Consider the following 19843-nt stretch of genomic DNA (forward strand, 5'->3'; position numbering starts at 1 on the left):
ATACAGAATAACAATGAGTTATCATTGCTATTTGTTAGTAAATAATCATTATTCTTAACTAAACGACATTGCATTATGTATCTTATCTATTTCTGGCAATTATCTATAGCGCATGCCAGCCCTCAAGTACCACTATCATTAATAAAGGTCAATCAGACTATAATATTGTACTTGATATAGATGCCTCGTCAAAGGAGAAAGAAGTCGCTCAAATTTTACAGCAATATATTTATGAAGTCAGTGCTGTTAAGATGCCTATTATTGTTGGAGTAGAGGAAGGTGCTAAAAACATGGTCAGGCTCTCAGTCGATAGTAGTAAATCCAAGCCTTTTGTTGCTTACCAAATGGATGGTGCTAACCTGCATATTGAAGGAAGCGATGAGCAATACTTAAAGTATGCCGTTTACGAGTTTTTAGAAAGGGAGCTATCGTGTCGTTTTTGGACACCTGAAGCCGAAGCAGTTCCAGAGCTAAAAAAAGTACAGATCAAAAATGAGAAGAATTATCGATATTCTCCACCGGTTCATGTGCGAACAGTCCATTCGAAGCTGTTTTATGAGCATCATGAATTTGCTGATAAGCAACGCGTAACGTATGAAGCATTTCCAATGTATGCGCCATATGCAAGGGTGCATACTTTTCATCGATTTGTTCCATCAGAAAAGTATTTTAAAGAGCACCCTGAATACTATGCACTTGTAGATGGCAAAAGGAGAACTACACAGCTTTGTTTGAGTAATGCTGAGGTGTTAGGCTTGGTTAAAGAAGAGGTAGCTAATGCCTTTAAACAGAATCCAAATGCATCAGTAGTATCAGTAAGTCAGGATGATAATACTCAATATTGCCAATGCAAACATTGTGCGACTATTGATGAGGAAGAAGGAAGTCCTTCTGGTTCAATGATTCGATTTGTTAATGCTGTTGCCAGGGATTTTCCTGATAAAACCATCTCAACTCTGGCTTATCAATATACTCGTGAGGCTTGTAAAACAAAACCTTTGGATAATGTTTTAATTACGCTTTGTTCCATTGAATGCGATAGAAGTGCGCCGATAAAAGATGTGAGTCCTGATTTTGCATCTGATTTGCAAGGCTGGAAGCAACTCACCAAAAATATTCGCATCTGGGATTATACGACGCAGTTCACCAACTTTTTAGCGCCATTCCCAAATATCTATTCACTGGAACCGAATATCCGATTTTTTGCGGATAATAATGCCAGATGGATTTTTGAGCAACACAGTCATAATCCAAGTGAACTCTTTGAGCTTAGGTCGTACGTTATGGCTCGCTTGCTTTGGGATCCAAATCGAAATACGGATGTTCTAATTCGCGAATTTTGCGGAGGTTATTATGGAAGCGCAGGAGCCAAGGTTGCAGAGTATATTGGTCAGATTCATAATGAGCTTGCCCAGAAATCTGATTTTTTCTTGTTTTTATATGGTGGTCCTTCACAGGCATTTGACTCTTTTTTACGCCCTGAAGCTCTTGATAATTACAATGCCATATTTGATCAGGCTGAGATTGAGGTAATTGATAACAAGGCGTTCTTGAAACGTGTAAAACGTGCAAGGCTCGGGGTGCGTTATGCCACGCTTGAAGCTTGTAGAGCCAACTTATCAAATAAGTATTCGTTGGGGAATACTGATTTTGTCAGCAAGGAGCTCGAAGCATTTAAACAAAGCTGTAAGGATGGAGGTATCACCATGATGAATGAAACACGATTTACGGTGAATGACTATTTAAGGTTATACAGCGGTAATCAGAAGCGAGCAGGTTCCATTAATCTGGCATCAAATAAGCCTGTTAAGCTATTAGCTAAACCTCGTAAATATGCGAATGAAGATCCGCAGACCCTTACAGATAATGCCTTTGGGGGTGGAAGTTTTTATGCCAGCTGGTTGGGGTTTGAAGGAAATGACATGGTAGCAATTATTGATCTTGGGCAAGACGAGAACATTGAAAAGTTATCAACCGGTTTTCTTCAGGTGATGAATCATGTGGTGTTTTTTCCACAGGAGGTTAATTATTATTTGTCATTAGATGGTGTGCATTATATGAAGCATGGTAAGGCTGTTAACAATAAACCTTTGAAAAAAGACAGTAAGATTAATGATACGCAAATTTTTGAAGTGTCTTTTCCTAAGACGAAAGCGCGATATGTAAAAATAGAAGCCATTAATATTAAAACAGCACCTGAGTGGCATCATGCGGTTGGCCTTCCATCGTGGATATTTGCCGATGAGGTACAAGTAAATTAATGGGGAATCAGGTGAGACAGTAATTTTTTATTATTATTGCAGCCATTTTTGAATTTGCAATGGAAGAAATAGGGAAAATATTTGCTGTTTATCTCGCAGGCGCCACAGGTATCTGGAAAGGTATTCCTGTTGGAATCGCATTTGGATTAAAGCCCTTCACTACGGCTTCAGTTGTATCTTTAGGCGCTATGTCATCGGCTTTGTTGGTTTACTTTTCGGGTGAACCATTTCGAAAATGGTTGATGAATAAATATGGCAGTAAAACCTTTGAAGCTAAAAAAGCCAAGTTTTCATCGTGGATGGAAAAATATGGTGTGCCTGGGTTGGGGCTAATGGTAACAGGTTTGTTAGGGCCGTTTATTGCTCTGATTATAGGCATGGCCATATTAGATAATACGCGTAAATTCTTGTTTTATCTACTTGTGGGGATTGTACTTTGGTCATTTGGCATTACTTATCTGTCGGAGCCAGTGGTGCTATTGGTGAAAGAAGTCCTTAAAAAATAATTAAAGAATACCTTTACCTCCAAGGTACTAAAATTTAAATGAATTCACTTTAGATAAGAGTTTTGTGTATTAATTGCTTCGTTTGCTTTGTGCGTTTGAAGTTTGAATGAAAACGGATTGTTTTCCATTAATCCTTAATTCGAAATTCAATTCTTCGATTAATACTATGAGCAGCCTCCTTGTTGGAATTACCGCGGATGCTTCTGATAAATCGTTGTGATAACTCATCACCTTCATCGAGGAATTTGTGTTTACGAGCTTGTCGCTTCGATACCACCATTGGTTCTGTGTCACCAACTCCTTTGGCTGATAAGCGTTCCGTAGTTATTCCTTTTCCCATCAGGTAATCCATTACGGCCTGCGCTCTTTTTTGCGACAATACCACAGCCTGTGAGCCTGAACCTTCACCAGATGCGTGGGCCACAATCTCCAAAATAATCTCTTTGTTCATGCCTAAGATGGCTGCTAGTCGATTAAGTTCCTGCTTTGAATCGGTATTGAGTTCAAAATCATCTTTGTTGAAATGTATATTTTTAAGAATAATGGCGTCTTCCATTGGCATCATACCAACTTCAAACTCAAAATCTTTATTATCACCTAAGCCAACAGTTGATAATTTGTGTTTGTAATTAAAGTAACCTTTAGAGGCCACCATAAACACGTATTCGGTTTGAGGTGCCAGTTTAGCACCAAAAGTACCATCATTTCTAATGTTGAGTTTTACATTGGTGCCATCGGTTCCAATAAGTCTGAGATAGGCATCGGTAATTGGTTCTTCATCTTTTCGGCTGTAAACCTGACCTTTCATGCTAAATTCCAGCTTTGGTAAACTAAACTCATAAAGGTTATCAACAGCCTTGGAGCTACCACGTGATGAACTGAAAATGCCAGCTTCTTCTAGGCCTTTAAAGGCGATGCCAAAATCATCACCATCACTATTTATCGGACGGCCAAGGTTGTGAACTTCCCAGTCTTGCTTCTCTTCATTATATACAGCCCGGTAAATATCTAAACCGCCGTATCCAACGTGCGCGTTGGAACTAAAATATAAGGAGCCATCCATACGTGTTGATGGAAACATTTCATCACCGGCTGTATTAATCACGTTACCCATGTTAACAGGTTCGCTCCAGCCGCCTTCACCACCTTTTTTTGCCATCCATATGTCTTTACCTCCTCGTCCGCCAGGCATGTCGCTCACAAAATACAATGTTTCGCCATCGTGTGATATGGCTGGATGTGCTACTAACAGGCTGTCTGCAATTTCAATTTGCGCTGGTTCGCCCCACTTACCTCCCGAGCGGCTAACCATAAACATTTCGGCACTCCTGGGTTGTTCGTTGTCGTAGCGACATCGTGTGAAATACATCTCTTTACCGTCGGCCGACATGGTTGCACTCCCTTCGTCAAACTCACTGTTAATGGTTTCATCCAATAATTCGGGATCGGTCCATTCGCCTTTGGCATCTATCTTTGCCATGTAAATATTAGAACCTCCCTGTCCGGTAATACGGCTCTTTTTACGCTTTTTCTTTTCGGTCCGCATCGACGAGAAATAAACCTGGTCATAGTCTGAACTGGCATAACCCGGTGAGAAATCGCTATAGCGTGTATTACTGAGTTTCTTGATCTTGGCTACTGTGTATCTGCTTGTAATAGAATCGTTCAGTGCCAACTTACACGATGCAATACCGTTATGTGCTCTTTTATCAAGAGGCTCTTTCGTTAAATATTCTTCGTAGGCTTCTATGGCTTCTTCATACTTTTGTGAAGCCAGCAGGCAGTCACCTAAAAAAAGGCCCGCATCTGCCATTTCGTAGTTGTAACGAACGGCTCTGGCATATTGAATGGTGGCTTTCTTGGGCTTGTTCGTTTTTCTGTAGCACTCCCCTAAATAATAAGATATTTCACCTTTGGTATATTTATTCTTTTCTTTCTTATATGCTTTCTTGAACTGTACTGCTGCACGGTCGTATTCGCCAATTAAGTATGCTTTATTGGCATTGCCAAGCTTGCTTCCTCCCGAACATCCGCTCAGAATAATGAGGAAGAAGGTGATGAGGAATGGTATATGTTGTTTTATAAACGTTCTAATTGTGGGCATTAGGTCCGAGTTTTTATGTTGAACCAAAAATAAATAATTATTAGACACATAAAAAACGCTTTATCAATGGTTTTATTGTTATTTGCTTACATCGCTGGTTTAAAGCTTAATCAATATTACCTTATTTTTAATGGATGAAATTGGCTGGATAACAAAGAAATAATATTTTTAAGCTGTGTTAACGACCTAAACCAAAGCACATGAAAATATTAAATATTACACTTCTGAGTGTTATTCTCATTGTATTACTGAGCTGCAGCCATACGCCTAAAACAACGGTTGAAATTGTTGAAGAAGTTGAGATTGAGGATATCACAGGGAGCCAGTTCGAATTCGAACGCGATTGGGACCAGATTAAAGAGGACGGCATTTTAAAAGTGTTGACAACCTACAGTGGTACCAGTTACTTCTTATACAAGGGGCGTCCAATGGGATTTGAATATGAACTACTAGAGAAGTTTGCCGAGCACCAGGAACTAAAGATTGATCTTCGCATAGTAGGGAGCATCGATAGTTTATTCTACTATTTAAATCGGGGAGATGTTGATTTAGTAGCCCATGGATTAACCGAGACGCGTAAACGAAAAGAATTCGTGAAATATACGAAGCCTCTATTTACCAGTAAACAAGTGCTTGTTCAAAAAATGCCAGACAAGTGGTATGAGCTTCATTGGAAAAAGGTTGAAGATGCCTTGGTTCACGATGCGATTGAATTGATGGGCGATACTGTTGCTGTACGTGTGCATTCATCGTATCACCAACGACTTAATAATCTGGCAGATGAAATAGGTGGTGAGATATTTATTGATACTTTATCAGGAGAATTAACAACCGAAGAGATTATTGAAATGGTGGCTGCCGGAGAAGTTAAACAAACGGTGGCTGATATGAATATTGCAAACCTGATGGCATCTTATTATCCAATTCTTAATGTAGATGTACCATTGAGTACTACTCAAAACATGGGCTGGGTATTACGAAAAACATCGCCGGAATTGTGCCGGGTAATTGATGAGTGGCTGATTAATTATAAAAAACAAAGCGAGTATTACGTTATTTATAACAAGTACTACAAAAATAAAAAAGACTATCGCCGTCGTGTTAACAGCGACTTTTATAGTGTGAAGCAGAATCAAATAAGTCAATATGATGATTTGATTAAAGAGGAAGCTATAAAGATTAATTGGGATTGGCGACTGTTGGCTTCTCAGGTTTATCAGGAGTCAAAGTTTAACCCATCGGCTGTGTCGTGGGCAGGAGCTGTGGGGTTAATGCAGATGATGCCGGCGACTGCCAAGGAGCTTGGTGTGCAGTGGCGTAGTAATCCAAAGCAAAGCATGGATGGCGGTGTTCGTTACCTTAAACAATTGCTTGGCAGGCTTAATGATATAGTTGATCCTGTACAGAAAATTAAATTTGCTTTGGCCTCTTACAATTGTGGCTTCGGTCATGTGTCCGATGCACGTCGATTGGCAAAAAAATATAATCTTAATCCAGATGTATGGGATGATAATGTGGAAAAGATGATTTTAGCTTTACGCTATCCGAAGAATTTTAACGATCCGGTGGTAAAGTATGGATACTTGCGAGGTACAGAGCCTCATACCTATGTGCGCCAAATATTTGAGCGTTATAAGCATTATCAGAAATTTATAAAAGAGTAGATATTTAAAAAGGTGGGAGTTAGCCTCCCACCATTGCTCTAACATTGTACGATTTAAAAATATCGATGATTTCATTGAGTCTTTCAGGGCTTGGTTCATTCATTTCACCTCTGTCATAGTCCTCACCCAGTTTTTCATATTTCTTCTCAGCAATATTGTGGAAAGGTAAGAGGTTAACCAGTGGTTGCTTTCCATCAAGTGCGGCAATGAATTTGGCTGACTCATGAATATTCCAATCATCATCATTAACACCTTTAATGAGTGGAATCCGAATGTTCATATCCACACCGGTTGCAGCCAATGATTTGAGATTGGCTAAAATTTTTTCATTGGGCATGCCCGTCCACTTACTGTGTTTTTCCGAATCCATCATTTTTAAATCGTAAAGAAAATGATCTGTTCGTTTGGCCACTTCCATCAGTACCTCGGGTTTGGCATAGCCTGTTGTATCTACACAGCGATGTATTTCCTCTTCGCCACAAGCATCCAGCAAAGGAATCAGAAACTCATGGTGAAGCAGTGGTTCGCCACCTGAGAAAGTAACGCCACCTTCCGACTTATCCATCAGCATCGTTTCCTTCTTAATCTGTTTCACCACCTCCTGAACGCTCATTTCTTTTCCTGTCATCTCAATGGCTTTTGTTGGACATACATCAGCGCATATACCACACATGGTACAAGCTTCAATATCGGTAACTATGCCTTCTGGAGTCAGGCTCAATGCGTTTTCAGGACAGTGCTTTATACATTCTTCGCAAGCGATGCACTTGCTGTGGTTGTACATTTTCTGTTGATGTTTTAGCTGACTCTCAGGATTATGGCACCACTTACAACGTAAGGGGCATCCTTTTAAAAAAATAGTGATGCGTATGCCCGGACCATCGTTGATGGCATAGCGTTTTATATCGAATATTAAGCTTGGAGATTGCATTTGTTTTGAGTTTGTCGAATTTAAGAATCAATCAGATCATTTTATGACAGAGGGAATTCATTTAGTTTTTACCTCCCCGCCTTCGGCACCCCTCCTGAAGTAGGAGGGGAATAGTTTACGCTATATGTAAGTAATTGTATGCAAGATTCTTTATCATGCTATTTAATTCTCCTCCTTAAAAAAGGAGGAGTACCTCACCTTAAGCGAGGGGAGGAGGATAATTTTTAAAATGATTCATTCTCAGTACGATCAATTACTTCCTGTTGTAGGTCAGCATTCATGTCATTAAAATAATCGCTGTAGCCTGCCATACGTACCAGCAAGTCTTTATAATCATCTGGTGACTCCTGCGCTGCTCTGAGCGTAGCTGTATCAACAATGTTAAACTGAACATGATGGCCACCCATCGTGAAATAGCTACGAATTAGTTTACCCATTTTGTTAATGTCTTCATCACGCTTTAACAAGCTCGGCAAAAAACGCATGTTCAGAAGCGTTCCTCCTGAGCGTGTATGATCAAGCTTCGTAAGTGAACGAATAACTGCTGAAGGGCCATTCACATCGCACCCGTGTGATGGTGATGTACCGTCGGAAATCGATTTGTGGGCTAATCGTCCATTGGGTGTGGCACCCATCACTTTTCCAAAGTAAACGTGACAAGTTGTCGAAAGCATGTTCAAATGATACTTTCCACCTTTTACATTCGGTTTGCCATCAATGGTTTTAACCAGGTCGTCGTATACTTTTAGAGCAATATCATCAGCATACGCATCGTCATTGCCAAAGAATGGTGTGCGATTTACAATGGTTTGTCGCATGATTTCATCACCTTCAAAGTTGTTAGCCACAGCTTTTAGGATGCGCTCCATATCAAAGGTCTTCTTCTCAAATACGTGATGTTTTAATGTAGATAAACTATCGGTAACAGTGCCAAGACCTGTGCACTGAATGTAGTTTGTATTGTAACGTGGTCCACTGTTGTAATAATCGCGTCCTTTGCTGATGCAGTCTTCAATAACAACTGATAAAAAGGGTGCGGGTGCATACTTGGCAAACATGGTGTCGATGTAGTTACTCACCAACATTTTCTGCTCAATAATATATTCCAACTGCGTTTTAAAAGCAGCATACAATTCGTCATAGCTTTTAAATGTAAGTGGGTCCCCTGATTCACAGCCAGCCACTTTGCCAGTCACCGGGTCGACGCCATTATTTAAAGTTACCTCAAGTACTTTGGGTACATTCAGATAACCGGTGAGTACGTATGCTTCTTTCCCGAAAGCACCAACTTCAATACAGCCACTACAGCCGCCTTCGCGAGCATCTTTTAATGACTTACCCTGTGCCAGCATCTCAGTAATATATGTCTCGGGACTAAAAACAGAAGGATAACCGTGCCCCTGGCGAATGACCTTACACGCTGCATTCAGAAATTTATCGGGTGTAACATGACTGATATGAACCGAAGAGCCAGGTTGTAGTAAATGCAGCTCTTCAACAACTTCGAGCATGATGTATGAAACCTGGCTAACGCCATCAGAGCCATCCGCTTTGACTCCTCCAATGTTGATGTTGGTAAAATCGTTATATGTGCCGCTTTCCTTAGCAGTAATACCCACTTTAGGAGGAGCAGTCTGATTATTAACTTTTATCCACATACAACTGATGAGCTCTTTGGCTTCGTCGCGAGTAAGTGTGCCTGCTTCAATTTCTTTTTCGTAGAAGGGAGCTAGGTGCTGGTCGAAGTGCCCGGGGTTCATAGCGTCCCAACCGTTTAGTTCGGTTATGGTGCCCAGGTGAACAAACCAATACATCTGTATGGCTTCATGAAGATTTCGGGGGGCATTGGCGGGCACCCATCGACAAACCTCTGCTATTTTTAGTAACTCAGCCTTGCGTTGAGTATCTTTTTCAGTTTTAGCTTTTTCCTCAGCTAAAGCAGCATGGCGTTCGGCAAAAACAATCACGGCATCACAGGATAGGTCCATTGCTTTTAGCTCCTCTGCTTTATTGTTGGCTTCCGGATCATTGAGGTAATCCAGTGAGTCGAGGTGTGCTTTAATATCCTTTTTGAAATCAAGCATCCCTTTTTGGTATATTTTACCATCGAGACAAGTATGGCCGGGAGCACGTTGTTCCATAAATTCGGTAAACAAACCTGCCTCGTAGGCACGTTTCCACTCAATGGGCACGTGATTAAAAATACGTTCGCGCTGCGTGCGTCCTTGCCAGTATGGAATGACTTCCTTTTCGTAGATGTCAATGTCTTCCTGTTCGGTTGTGTAGCGTTGCTGGTCGCGGGTGTTTAGCACATGAAAATCTTCAACACTGTGGCATGTTAATTCCGGAAACGTAGGAACGGCTTTGGGTTTAGGGCCACGCTCGCCAACGATGAGTTCATCATCACCCAAGTAAAGGGTTTTCTTTTGACAATGATCTAAAAAAGTAAGAGCGCGCATCACAGGAATGGAGTGTTTGCCATTATGCTCTTTATAGAATGCTGTTTGATGTAGGGCACGTTCGATAGAGATACTCGGTTGGGCATCAAAGCTGAGCTTTCGCAGGCGCTGTATACGCGGATTCATACCAGGACCAATGCGATCGCCTAATGGTTGGTAGAAATTCCCTTCAGCCGAGGCTGCTCTTTCTGCTTTTTTATCAGAGTTTTCCTTGCCTAGTAATTCTTTAATGGTTGGTAATCCGGCACCATTTGGGTCAGGACGTCCAATGGTTTTATTTGAAGTTGTCATTGTTACTGATTTTAATTATGTTGCCAATAAGCTGTACCTGAAATGAAGCGCAGCAAAATACAACATCGATAATAATAAAGGAAATATAACAGGGAGTGAGCAGTTTGTATAGTAAAACTGCTGATTAGTGGCGTTTGTAGAACATTAAACATTCAAACAAACAACGGTATCCTTTTATGTGGTGTGGATAATTCACTAAATAATTCGTAATTAATTGAGTTTCAAAATTGCATAAAAATATGGATAATGCAAAGTGAAATGGTAAATAAGGGCTTAAACTAAGGCTCAATCATTAACGAATAAAAGAGAAGAGCCTCTAAAAAAACAATTTGTACCACAGGTAATCGAATGAGCTATTGGTTTGATTAATCATTTAAAATAAAACGATTCTCTGGTATGATAACTTCTACACGTGGCGCTTTGTCGTTTTTTGGTGCCGGGCGGTTTTGTTGTTTGGCGCGTTGATTACGTTTTTTAATCACCTCTTTACGATACGATTTATAATGCTTGCAAAAGTCTTCGTAATCGATGGGGTCGTAATGAGCAAAGGGATTGTATATGGCCTTTGTTTTATCAAGTATTTCTATCGATTGTGCATCAAAAATTAATACATCGTCAATGGTTTGTATCCGAAGCATCACGCCTGGTAATCCGTGTAATTTCCATGGAGCTGCAGTAAATGGGAGCTCTGTTGTGTAGAAAGCCTGATATTCACGCCCACGGAATTCGGCAAAGGCCGTTTTACATGGATAGCCAAGCAGGGTGTCAACCTTTGTGTTTAATTGCCATTTAAAAAGGTCTAACTTCTCTTTCACAACATGGTAGTCGCGACCCAAACGTTCCTCATAAATCATGAAGCCACTCTCGTAATCTTTAAAAAGCTTTGTTGAATCAGTGGTTTGTTTGTATCGAATATTCTTGCCTGCTCCACTTTTTGTTAAACGAATAGTATAACTGAATACCTGATCGTTTTTAGCTTGCAATTCCATTTGGTAAGTGTTTGGTTTTGCGTGGTTAATGTAGTTGTAAACGACCTTTAGTTGTTGGGTTTGACTACTTGCTAAACACGAAAAAGACACTAAAAAAAGCGTAAACAATAGCTTCATAATTGATATTTGAAATAATTCGGATGTCACTGATATTGATGCATACGTGTGGGAGAAAAAATGTTACAGAAAATTATTAACAAGCACTATTCATCGCTATGTGCTAATAATATGCAAGCCAGATTACTCGGGAATTGGCAGAAAAAGTATCTGGTAGTAATTACAATATTAAGTATTGGTTAAGAATAGAATTAGTACTACGGCTTATAATACTAAAGTGCCGTTTTGCATTGAGTAGGCGTTCCTTTCTCGTTTTTACAGCTGTTTGTTAAATGTTAAGCCTTATGTTTGATTTCAATAAAACAAAAAAATAGAAATGATGAAATTAAGATTTTTTATTAAGCGCTCTTTTGGTTGGTTTAGTATTTGCAAGCTGTGAAAAAGACGAAACAGGTATTGACGCTAGTAAAGAAGATTTATTAGGAAAGTGGACATTAGTTTCTACGACAGAAACAATCATGGGTGAGACAGAAACCACTACCGATTTAGATGAAACGATTGAGTTCATGGAAGATGATGCTTATTCCATGACTTTTGAAGGGGAGTTAGATGAAGAAGGCATTTATGAGGTGAGTGGTAATAAATTAACTCTTATCAGTGAATATGATGAAGGAGAATTAACAATTTTCAATTTATCTGCTGATAGCTTTACAATGGGTGGTTCATTTAGCGAAGAGTTTATGGGACAAGAGATGAGTATTAGCTTTAAAGCAGAATATGCCAGAATCAACGAGTAAGACATAAACCACTTCAGCTTACAGAACGTCATTTGCATTTGGTGTTAATGGAGTTGAGGTTTTGAATATATGGAAGGCGGGTGCAGCAATGCATCCGCCTTTTTCGTGGTTTGAAGAATCGGGTTAATTATCCTGTAATTAAAATTGAGAGTAAAATAAACACTAGACGTTGCTTCGTTTGTGTTGTATATTATGCCATTCTGTAATAACAAAAACTGATGGTATGAAAATGATTGTGAGTGTAACCTTGCCTGTTGAGCCATTTAATAGCTTGCAGCGCGAAGGAAAAGTGGGAGAGTTGATGGGGAGAATCATGGAAGATATCAAACCCGAGAGTGTGTATTTTACTGAAAATGCCGGCTGTCGGGCTGCCCTGATGGTGGTGGAAGTTGCTGATGCTTCAATGGTGCCAAAAATTGCAGAACCATGGTATTTGAACTTTGAAGCCGACTGCGAGTTTAGATTGGCAATGAGCATGGATGACCTGATAAAAGCCGATTTAAACCAATTAGCAAAGAAATGGAGCTGAGTTTCATTATTGAGTTTATTTGATTAATGAATAGGTTAGGAAATTCAAGCGGTGCAAAATTGGTTTTTGTGCCGCTTGAAATACGATAACTCCATTGATCATCTCAATGTTGCTAAAGTTATAAGTTAATGCAGATGTTAGTTGAATTAGAGCACCAAGAGTCAGGAAAACAAGCAATGTTTTTAAGGCCTTAATTCAAACATGATTTCGATAACTTCTGTTGACGGTGCTTCAATAAGTTGATAAGCATCACCAATGGTGGCTGCCAATTCAGACTCCTTAAATTTCTTTAAGGATTCTATCGAGTCCCAAATATATACTCCACCATATTCACCCTGTGTGTTAGTTTTGATGTAGTATTTCTGTATTAAACCGGGTGTAGCTTCAAATTGTGGTTCTCGCTCTTTGGCTATTTTAAGAAATGCTTCCTCTGAAAGTTTGGTTTTTCCTCTCACTATTAACATAACAGTTCCAGCTGGGAAATTTTGTGTTTTTTCTATTATTTCCTTTTGGTGTGTTTCTGTCGAATTGGACTTATTATTGCCTGTGCAAGCAAATAACAGAAGGCTGGCAGCCGAACATAGAAAGGCAAGTTTTATCGGTCTCATAGCATAACTTTTTCATCGGTTCATTATGCAAACTTCGTTAATCTATATTATAAATGCCATCACGGGTTTATACTCTTAAAATTGTTGTACATCTTCTTCTTTCATGAACTGCTGTATTTCAAACTTATGCCCTTCCTTATCGTCAAAGAAGAAAGACTTAAGCGGAATTGATTCAAAATGTTTTATTTCCGTCATATTGTAAACCTCTAATTGATGCACACGTTGATATTCCCCTTCTACATTAGTAGTTGTTAGTGAGAATAAGGTGTTGCCTGCAACACTGCTGCTGTCTTTATTTTGCACAATACCTAAGTAAGCTTTTTCATTCACCTGATAGACTCTCGCAAAGCCCTGATCCATTACTAAATCTAATTGCAGCGTATTCTCTAAAAAGTCAATGCCGTAGTTAAAATCATTATAATACAAGAATGTAATGGCTGAGGTGTATTTCATTTCAGTGTTTTTTTCTTGGTTTTGGATGCAGGATGTTAGAATGGTGATTATTCCGACTAATAACAATTGTATTTTTACTTTCATTTTGACTTAAGGTTTTGTTCATTCTGATGTTGTTCAATTGATTTCAAATAACATCAATCAAAAAAATACTTTAATGATATCTATTGCATTTGCAATTAGTATTAACGGAAGAAATACGATCCAGCCAATCCACTTACCTGCTTTTTGTGGGAGTTTAATAAATTGATCGATGGTAAGTGCTATAAGGTACCTGGTATCAGAAACAGGAGTAGGTATTATTAACAAACAAAAGTATGATAACAACATTAATGATATGATTCTTGCAAAATGGAATTGTTCAGGAAATAAGCTCCCTATGCTTTTAAAGCCTCCCACTTTCATTGATTCATCATGAGCTGAGAATATAATCTTTAGCTGTCTGGCGTAGGCTGCAATATATCTGTTTCCAGCATTTAACGATTGAATGATGGATTTCTTTTCGGCAGTGGTTGGTAATGACTGTTTAAGGTAAATACCTATCGTACCATTGGGGCTAACTGTTATATTTCTATAAAGGATATTATCAGATGTACTGCGCTTGATGCCAATGGTGACAGAACTATTTGCGAAAGATTTTAAACACTTGCTAAAGTCATTAAAATATAAAATAGTGTCACTATTGATAGATACCATTTGATCGCCCTTGATTAAACCAGCATCATCGGCATAACCACCTGCTTTTACTTCATCAATCTCAAAAGGGTAAACGATCGTTATGGGTGAGAATATACGTGCATTGTTAGTGAAAACATCTGTTATAGCATCTTCATTTGTAACGCTTAACTTCATCACTGTATCATTTCTTAGTACAGTGAAATCTCTGGCGTTATCTATTAAAAGTGATTTTTTAATATCTGTGAAACGCTCGTATGCCTGCCCATTGATTTCAAGAATCTTGTCGCCATTCCGAAAGCCTAACTCATGACCAATTGAATCAACAAAAATACCATTTGCATTAACGTCATCCGACGAGATATAAGTGTGTTGCGTATTATAATGCACAAACGCATTTAAGGCAAGTGCAGCCAAATAAATTAAGAATGCCCCTCCGGATATACCAAACAATCTCTTAAGGTAACTATGCTCTCTTCGCATCCATATGGGGCGGACTTTTTTTAAGCCTTCATCGTGTACCTCAAAAATCTTGAAGAGCCCAGGAAATGGAATAACTATTCCGATGGAAATAGTGACACCCCAAAGCTTGATGTGAAATAATTTTGGAGAGTAGCCAATTTGATAATGATGATGGTAGATGCCGGCCAATCTGCAGGAGACGGCTTTGCCTATTAATAATATAGAGCCAATAATTAGATAACCATACCAGTAATAGATGAGTCCCATTTTTATGTGTCTGCTTTTGTTTGTATAGAATAGTGCTTGTAAAGCTACAATTCATCGCCTATGTTGAATGAGTTAGTTAGTCACGCTTTATCAGTATGTCAGCTAGGTAAAAAGTCTCACCACAAAGGCAGCTTGCAAATCCTTAGTTTGTTAAAGATGCAAGCCTGCCTAATTCTCATTATAGTAGCTTTACTAGTCTAAATTATCCCAGGCCGAAACGTCATCTTTTTTGATTTGCAATACAGCAAACAAAATACCAATTCCAATTAATCCTAGTAGCGATTGAGTAATGCCTAGTCCGACCATGAGGTTAACAGCTAATGCTCCAAGGCTGGTTAGTAGGAAACCCCAAAAACCTAGTCTTTTCCATTTGAGTAACAAGAAAGAGAATACCACATTGGCAACACCAAGGACTGCCAATAGTGTTAACATTGAATCGGAAATGCCATTTGGAAAGCTTTGAGATATCATGTCGCCACCAAAAAGGTATAACACTGCGCTTAGTGAATTGGTAATAATCATAAGGATTAACCAGGCGGTAACACATCCATGTCGTTGCCTGGCTGCTTGTTGATTTTCGTTTGTTGATTCCATTTTGTCCATCTTTTATTGTTCCCTACTCTTCTGGCTTTTCGGTTACGCCCCGTTTTTACTGGTTGCTGGTCTCCAGATATCATTCAATTAACGATTAAAACTGATTGGTGCACTCGTCACTTTAATGGCTTTTATTGGCGGGCTTTTTTTCCAAATAGAGCTTTTAATTTCTACTGTAATACAAAAATTATAGGAACCGTATAAGTAACCTTTACCGGTTTTCCATTATGTGAGCCTGGAGTCCAATCGGGCATTGACCTGACCACTCTTAATGCTTCATTATCTATATAAAAATCAATGCCTTTTGCAATTTTAACTTCTCCAATTTTCCCATGTCTGTCAATAACAAAGCTCACATATACTCTACCCTGAATCCCTTTCTTTTGAGCTTCAACAGGATATCTTACTGTTTGAGCAATGAATCTACGTACTCCCTCATCTCCTCCAGGAAATTCAGGCATCGTATCAACTATAAAAAATACTGGCTCATCTGATGGGCTCGATTCCATATTATCAAAATATACGGTAGTTTCAAACGCTTTCTTGATTTCAAAATCACATTGATACATTGATAATATCCGATAAACTTCCAGTTGTAAATCTTCATCATATGAATCAGGAATATTAACGCCTTTTAGCTTACCATCTAGGTCTATTATTAATTTTACACCAAACGCTACATAACGATGTGCACTTCTTGTTCTTGCTGGTAAATGAAAATTTTGTCTTAAGAATTCAATAATTGATTTCTGAATTTTGTGCTCTGTTTTTATTGATGGTTTTTTAATTTTTCTTTTATCATTATTGCTACCTAAGATGTTGCTGTACTTATCAATAGATTGATAGGTCACTGTATCAATTTCACCATCAAAACCGTGATATAGCCACCTACCTGTTAATTTATCATTGTTATAACTCCCTGTGGAATAAATTGTCCCAGACTCATAATAATGCCTTGCCAAACCATCCAAAATAAAAGGATCCAATGATTTAAACTCACAATAGTTAATTTCAGCTCCGTTCAAATTAAGGTAACTCATCGAGTAATGATCTTTGTGAGTTATTATCTCCCTGATTAGGGTTGCCGAATCCGGGTTAGTTGAAATTAATTGATCATTAAGGTAGTACCTTAATGTATCTTGTGAAAAGCTATTGAAAGTACTGGTTAGGAATAAAATTAAAACTAGTAAATACTTCATGAGATTTGGTGTAATCTTATTAGATGTTCTAACGGTCCCGCTGCATGGCGTCGTGAGGGATTTTAACCTTACAATCATTCCAAAATGACCTGAGCCAAAGCGTTGTATTTGTTTTAACTTTTCATTTAAAGCCAAATCAGCGATTTCCCGCTGGTAGCCTATGCTACAAACCAACCAAATTACACTATGCCCCTTTATAGCGGTTTGTTGGCAAAAGTTTTTTGGTTCATTTATCATATTCCAATCATGAATTTAACACCAATAATAATTCCTCCAGGAGCCATAAGTTCAATGAAATCTTTTGATTTGTCAGTAAGCCAGTAATCTGATTTATTTTCGTATAACTCATCTGATAGTTTAACTGAATACCCTCCGCTAAATACGAACTTAGATTTTTTACCAACTTTTAAATTGTAGGAGTAAATTAAATTAATAGTATGGGTTGGAAAAAGATCCATTAATACTTCTTTCTCTGCATACTTTGATCCACCATAACCTCCATAGCCTCCAAATACCTCAAGCGTAGGAGTGAAGTTTGTAATACCGGAAGCATAAGAATAACCCAATTTAAATGATGATTTATAACCACTGTCATTTAGGTAATATGATAGTCCGGCAGTTAGTCTATATCCCCAGGTACTTATACCTGCACCACAAAAGTACCAGAAGTATTCTCCTTTTTTTTCAACATCAATGCCTACTCCATATTCATTAATACCAAGCCCTAGTCCAATAAATGTATTATTTGTCTTAGGGGTAAGAGTACTTAATGTCTGTGATGATATAGTATTTGTAAAAATAAATAACAATAGTACTAATAAACATGATGTTTTAGTATCAAATAACAGTCCCTTGTTTTTCATCAATGTTAATTCTTCATTTAAATTTATTGCATGCAAATTTTTGCGAACGACCTTAATAAGCGGTCGTTTTAATGCCGTTTATTTTTTGTTATGGGCTTTATTTATTCAATAGGTTTTCTTTCAAAAACAATGCGACAGCTTCAGTCATTCTATCTTGATTCTCTTTTTTTTTGAATCCATGACCTTCATCTTTTGCAAGCATATACCATACTATGCCATTGTTTTCTCTTATTTTTTTAACCATTTGTTCCGATTCCGAGGCTGGAACTCGAGGATCATTTGCTCCTTGAATAACAAATAATGGTTTAGTAATTTTATCGACATGAGCTGTGGGTGAAATGGACGTTAGGAATTTCCTCATTTTTGGATCACGCTCATCACCATATTCAGCTCTTCTCAAATCCCTACGGTACTCTTCTGTGTTTTCCAGGAATGTCACAAAATTACTTATCCCCACTATGTCAATTCCACATTTTAGCTTATCGTTAAAATTAAACATAGAAGATAAAACCATGTACCCCCCGTAAGATCCTCCTATTACGGCTATTCTGCTAGCATCATATTCCGGTTGTTTCTCAATCCATTCAATCAACTTGCCTATATCTTTAACTGAATGTTCTCTATTATAACCATTATCCAATTTTACATAAGTTTTACCGTAACCAGAAGAACCGCGTACATTTGGTACAACAATGGCAATACCTAACTCATTGACCAAGTGAGCATAGCCTGAAGAAAAACGGGGTTTATATTGGCCCTCCGGGCCACCATGAATTGAGATTAACACAGGTAGATTATCTTTAATTCCTGTCGGTTTAAATACAAAGGCTGGAATTTTCCTGATGTGTCCATCAACCTCATCAAAGGTTTCAAATTCGATGAGTTCTGGCTTAGGAAAATTCTCCATATTTAATCCACCAACTTCACTATAAGTCCACCGTACTGTTTCTTTAGTTTTAAGATCATATACATATATATCTCCAGGTGTATTCGTAGAATTTATGACCATGCCTATTTTATCTTGAGACGGATGAAATTTCAAACCGCTGATTTGACTGATAGGAAGGTTGGTTGCTTTTTCATATTTATTAGAAAGCAAGTCTATAAGATAGAGTTGGCTAAATCCATTTTCATTCACTGTAAAAGCTCCTTTTGTTCTAGCTTTATTCGTGACAAATTCGTCTACGTCCCAATTAATGTCTTTGGTGATATAGTTATATTTCCCACTTTTTATATCATACTCCGCAAGCTTATCAAATTCTTCCCCCTCATTAGTGATCACATACAGTTTGCCTCCCCCTTGATTCCAAGCAAGAGATCGGAAAACGGCCTCTTTATTATTGTCATTAATTTGTTTGAGTTCATTTTTGGAAAAATCAAAGATGTAAGAATTTGACTTGTTTATGGACAAGTACTGAATAACAGTAAGTTGATTATCATCAGGCGACCAATCTGTGACCACCCAATAACCATTACCCTTATCAACTACAATTGATGCATCCTTTGGAGATGACATGTTCGACACATAAATATCGTTGTCTTTCTTATTTCTTCTTGTTGAGGTGAAAGAAAATTTCTTCCCATCGTTTGACCAAGCTATTGCAAAATTTCTTGATACACCATCACTAAGCATTTCAGATTGACTGTTGTTTATGTTATACCAATATATCTGCGAAAATTCATTTCCTCCAGCATCTTTGGTGTATAGGAATCCATTATGATCTTTGCTTGGGCTAAAGAGACCATCTGTTACCGGTTCATCAAAAAAAGTAATTTGATTTCTCGCGCCCTCAGGTTGGGCAACCTTATGTAGCTGTGCTGTATTTCCAAAACGTGTAGTAATCAGGATACCTTTATCATCGGGAAGCCAATCAGCAAAAGATGCCGACCTAGTATTTTGATATTGCTGTATTCTAGATTTAATTTCTTCTGGAATTTCCGGGATATCCTCCATAATCATATTACCAACTTCCCTTCGATTTTGAGCATCAACGTATTGAATATTGTAAAAGAAAGACTAATAAAAAGCGTTTTGAATAGTAGGTTAAAGTTTTTCATAATTAAGGGTGCAGATCTTTCATTACGCAAATTTGATCAAAAATTGCTCCCGCCTGTTAGTATGTAAACAACTAAA

The 19843-nt window shown here is 38.3% G+C and carries 16 protein-coding genes; 5 read left to right on the plus strand and 11 right to left on the minus strand.

The annotated features are described in order from the left end of the window. Positions 1 to 68: 68 nt before the first annotated feature. Together JIV24_RS19580 and JIV24_RS19585 are read left to right on the plus strand one after the other, a co-directional pair. The gene (locus JIV24_RS19580; protein ID WP_200466775.1) at positions 69 to 2261 is read left to right on the plus strand and encodes a DUF4838 domain-containing protein; all 2193 of its coding nucleotides are present in this window, start codon (positions 69 to 71) and stop codon (positions 2259 to 2261) included. 59 nt (positions 2262 to 2320) lie between these two features. Further along, positions 2321 to 2767, plus strand: coding sequence for a small multi-drug export protein (locus JIV24_RS19585; RefSeq protein ID WP_200466776.1), 447 nt, complete (start codon positions 2321 to 2323; stop codon positions 2765 to 2767). Positions 2768 to 2894: 127 nt separating this feature from the next. On the opposite strand, the gene porE is transcribed toward JIV24_RS19585, so the two are convergent. Further along, entirely contained in the window at positions 2895 to 4871 is a 1977-nt protein-coding gene (porE, locus tag JIV24_RS19590; RefSeq protein ID WP_200466777.1) for a PorE family type IX secretion system protein, read from the minus strand. Between the two features lie 200 nt (positions 4872 to 5071). On the opposite strand from porE, the gene JIV24_RS19595 reads away from it, so the two are divergent. Beyond that, on the plus strand, positions 5072 to 6535 hold the full coding sequence (locus tag JIV24_RS19595) for an MltF family protein (RefSeq protein ID WP_200466778.1): 1464 nt from the start codon (positions 5072 to 5074) through the stop codon (positions 6533 to 6535). A 19-nt stretch (positions 6536 to 6554) separates the two neighbouring features. Here the strand turns inward: JIV24_RS19595 and JIV24_RS19600 are convergent, their stop codons facing one another. The 3 genes from JIV24_RS19600 to JIV24_RS19610 all read right to left on the minus strand — a co-directional run bounded on the left by JIV24_RS19600 (position 6555) and on the right by JIV24_RS19610 (position 11322). After that, a complete protein-coding gene (locus JIV24_RS19600) occupies positions 6555 to 7466 on the minus strand; it encodes a glycyl-radical enzyme activating protein (RefSeq protein ID WP_200466779.1) in 912 nt (303 codons plus the stop codon). Positions 7467 to 7690: 224 nt separating this feature from the next. After that, positions 7691 to 10216 carry a trans-4-hydroxy-L-proline dehydratase gene (gene hypD, locus JIV24_RS19605; protein WP_234445892.1) on the minus strand — a complete coding sequence of 842 codons (2526 nt, stop codon included), beginning with the start codon at positions 10214 to 10216 and terminating at the stop codon, positions 7691 to 7693. A gap of 365 nt (positions 10217 to 10581) precedes the next feature. Further along, positions 10582 to 11322: a GLPGLI family protein gene (locus JIV24_RS19610; RefSeq protein ID WP_200466780.1), complete on the minus strand. Its 741-nt coding sequence runs from the start codon at positions 11320 to 11322 to the stop codon at positions 10582 to 10584. 350 nt (positions 11323 to 11672) lie between these two features. On the opposite strand from JIV24_RS19610, the gene JIV24_RS19615 reads away from it, so the two are divergent. Together JIV24_RS19615 and JIV24_RS19620 are read left to right on the plus strand one after the other, a co-directional pair. After that, the gene (locus tag JIV24_RS19615) at positions 11673 to 12059 is read left to right on the plus strand and encodes a lipocalin family protein (RefSeq protein ID WP_200466781.1); all 387 of its coding nucleotides are present in this window, start codon (positions 11673 to 11675) and stop codon (positions 12057 to 12059) included. A gap of 223 nt (positions 12060 to 12282) precedes the next feature. Then, the gene (locus JIV24_RS19620; protein ID WP_200466782.1) at positions 12283 to 12588 is read left to right on the plus strand and encodes a panthothenate synthetase; all 306 of its coding nucleotides are present in this window, start codon (positions 12283 to 12285) and stop codon (positions 12586 to 12588) included. Positions 12589 to 12770: 182 nt separating this feature from the next. Here the strand turns inward: JIV24_RS19620 and JIV24_RS19625 are convergent, their stop codons facing one another. From JIV24_RS19625 to JIV24_RS19655, 7 genes are all read right to left on the minus strand, one after another. After that, on the minus strand, positions 12771 to 13196 hold the full coding sequence (locus tag JIV24_RS19625) for a hypothetical protein (protein ID WP_200466783.1): 426 nt from the start codon (positions 13194 to 13196) through the stop codon (positions 12771 to 12773). A 75-nt stretch (positions 13197 to 13271) separates the two neighbouring features. Continuing rightward, positions 13272 to 13733: a VOC family protein gene (locus JIV24_RS19630; RefSeq protein ID WP_200466784.1), complete on the minus strand. Its 462-nt coding sequence runs from the start codon at positions 13731 to 13733 to the stop codon at positions 13272 to 13274. Positions 13734 to 13790: 57 nt separating this feature from the next. After that, positions 13791 to 15053, minus strand: a complete 1263-nt coding sequence (locus JIV24_RS19635; protein ID WP_200466785.1) for a PDZ domain-containing protein — start codon at positions 15051 to 15053, stop codon at positions 13791 to 13793. Positions 15054 to 15245: 192 nt separating this feature from the next. Continuing rightward, positions 15246 to 15647, minus strand: coding sequence for a hypothetical protein (locus JIV24_RS19640; protein ID WP_200466786.1), 402 nt, complete (start codon positions 15645 to 15647; stop codon positions 15246 to 15248). Between the two features lie 170 nt (positions 15648 to 15817). Continuing rightward, positions 15818 to 17083: an energy transducer TonB gene (locus JIV24_RS22495; RefSeq protein ID WP_234445893.1), complete on the minus strand. Its 1266-nt coding sequence runs from the start codon at positions 17081 to 17083 to the stop codon at positions 15818 to 15820. Beyond that, positions 17080 to 17709 (minus strand): hypothetical protein, encoded by a 630-nt coding sequence (locus tag JIV24_RS19650; protein WP_200466787.1) that lies wholly within the window; start codon positions 17707 to 17709, stop codon positions 17080 to 17082. Before JIV24_RS19650 ends, JIV24_RS22495 begins: the two co-directional genes overlap by 4 nt. 97 nt (positions 17710 to 17806) lie before the next feature. Beyond that, on the minus strand, positions 17807 to 19663 hold the full coding sequence (locus JIV24_RS19655) for a S9 family peptidase (protein ID WP_200466788.1): 1857 nt from the start codon (positions 19661 to 19663) through the stop codon (positions 17807 to 17809). Positions 19664 to 19843: the final 180 nt, after the last annotated feature.

The organism is Carboxylicivirga marina, assembly GCF_016612505.1.
Classification (GTDB): Bacteria; Bacteroidota; Bacteroidia; order Bacteroidales; family Marinilabiliaceae; genus Carboxylicivirga; species Carboxylicivirga marina.

Coding starts and splice junctions, on each gene's coding strand:
- JIV24_RS19625 (WP_200466783.1), bottom strand. CDS start 13,196: ATGAGACCGATAAAACTTGCCTTTCTATGTTCGGCTGCCAGCCTTCTG.
- JIV24_RS19635 (WP_200466785.1), bottom strand. CDS start 15,053: ATGGGACTCATCTATTACTGGTATGGTTATCTAATTATTGGCTCTATA.
- JIV24_RS19620 (WP_200466782.1), top strand. CDS start 12,283: ATGAAAATGATTGTGAGTGTAACCTTGCCTGTTGAGCCATTTAATAGC.
- JIV24_RS19650 (WP_200466787.1), bottom strand. CDS start 17,709: ATGAAAAACAAGGGACTGTTATTTGATACTAAAACATCATGTTTATTA.
- JIV24_RS19595 (WP_200466778.1), top strand. CDS start 5,072: ATGAAAATATTAAATATTACACTTCTGAGTGTTATTCTCATTGTATTA.
- JIV24_RS19585 (WP_200466776.1), top strand. CDS start 2,321: ATGGAAGAAATAGGGAAAATATTTGCTGTTTATCTCGCAGGCGCCACA.
- JIV24_RS19600 (WP_200466779.1), bottom strand. CDS start 7,466: ATGCAATCTCCAAGCTTAATATTCGATATAAAACGCTATGCCATCAAC.
- porE (WP_200466777.1), bottom strand. CDS start 4,871: ATGCCCACAATTAGAACGTTTATAAAACAACATATACCATTCCTCATC.
- JIV24_RS19655 (WP_200466788.1), bottom strand. CDS start 19,663: ATGGAGGATATCCCGGAAATTCCAGAAGAAATTAAATCTAGAATACAG.
- JIV24_RS19630 (WP_200466784.1), bottom strand. CDS start 13,733: ATGAAAGTAAAAATACAATTGTTATTAGTCGGAATAATCACCATTCTA.
- hypD (WP_234445892.1), bottom strand. CDS start 10,216: ATGACAACTTCAAATAAAACCATTGGACGTCCTGACCCAAATGGTGCC.
- JIV24_RS22495 (WP_234445893.1), bottom strand. CDS start 17,083: ATGATAAATGAACCAAAAAACTTTTGCCAACAAACCGCTATAAAGGGG.
- JIV24_RS19640 (WP_200466786.1), bottom strand. CDS start 15,647: ATGGAATCAACAAACGAAAATCAACAAGCAGCCAGGCAACGACATGGA.
- JIV24_RS19610 (WP_200466780.1), bottom strand. CDS start 11,322: ATGAAGCTATTGTTTACGCTTTTTTTAGTGTCTTTTTCGTGTTTAGCA.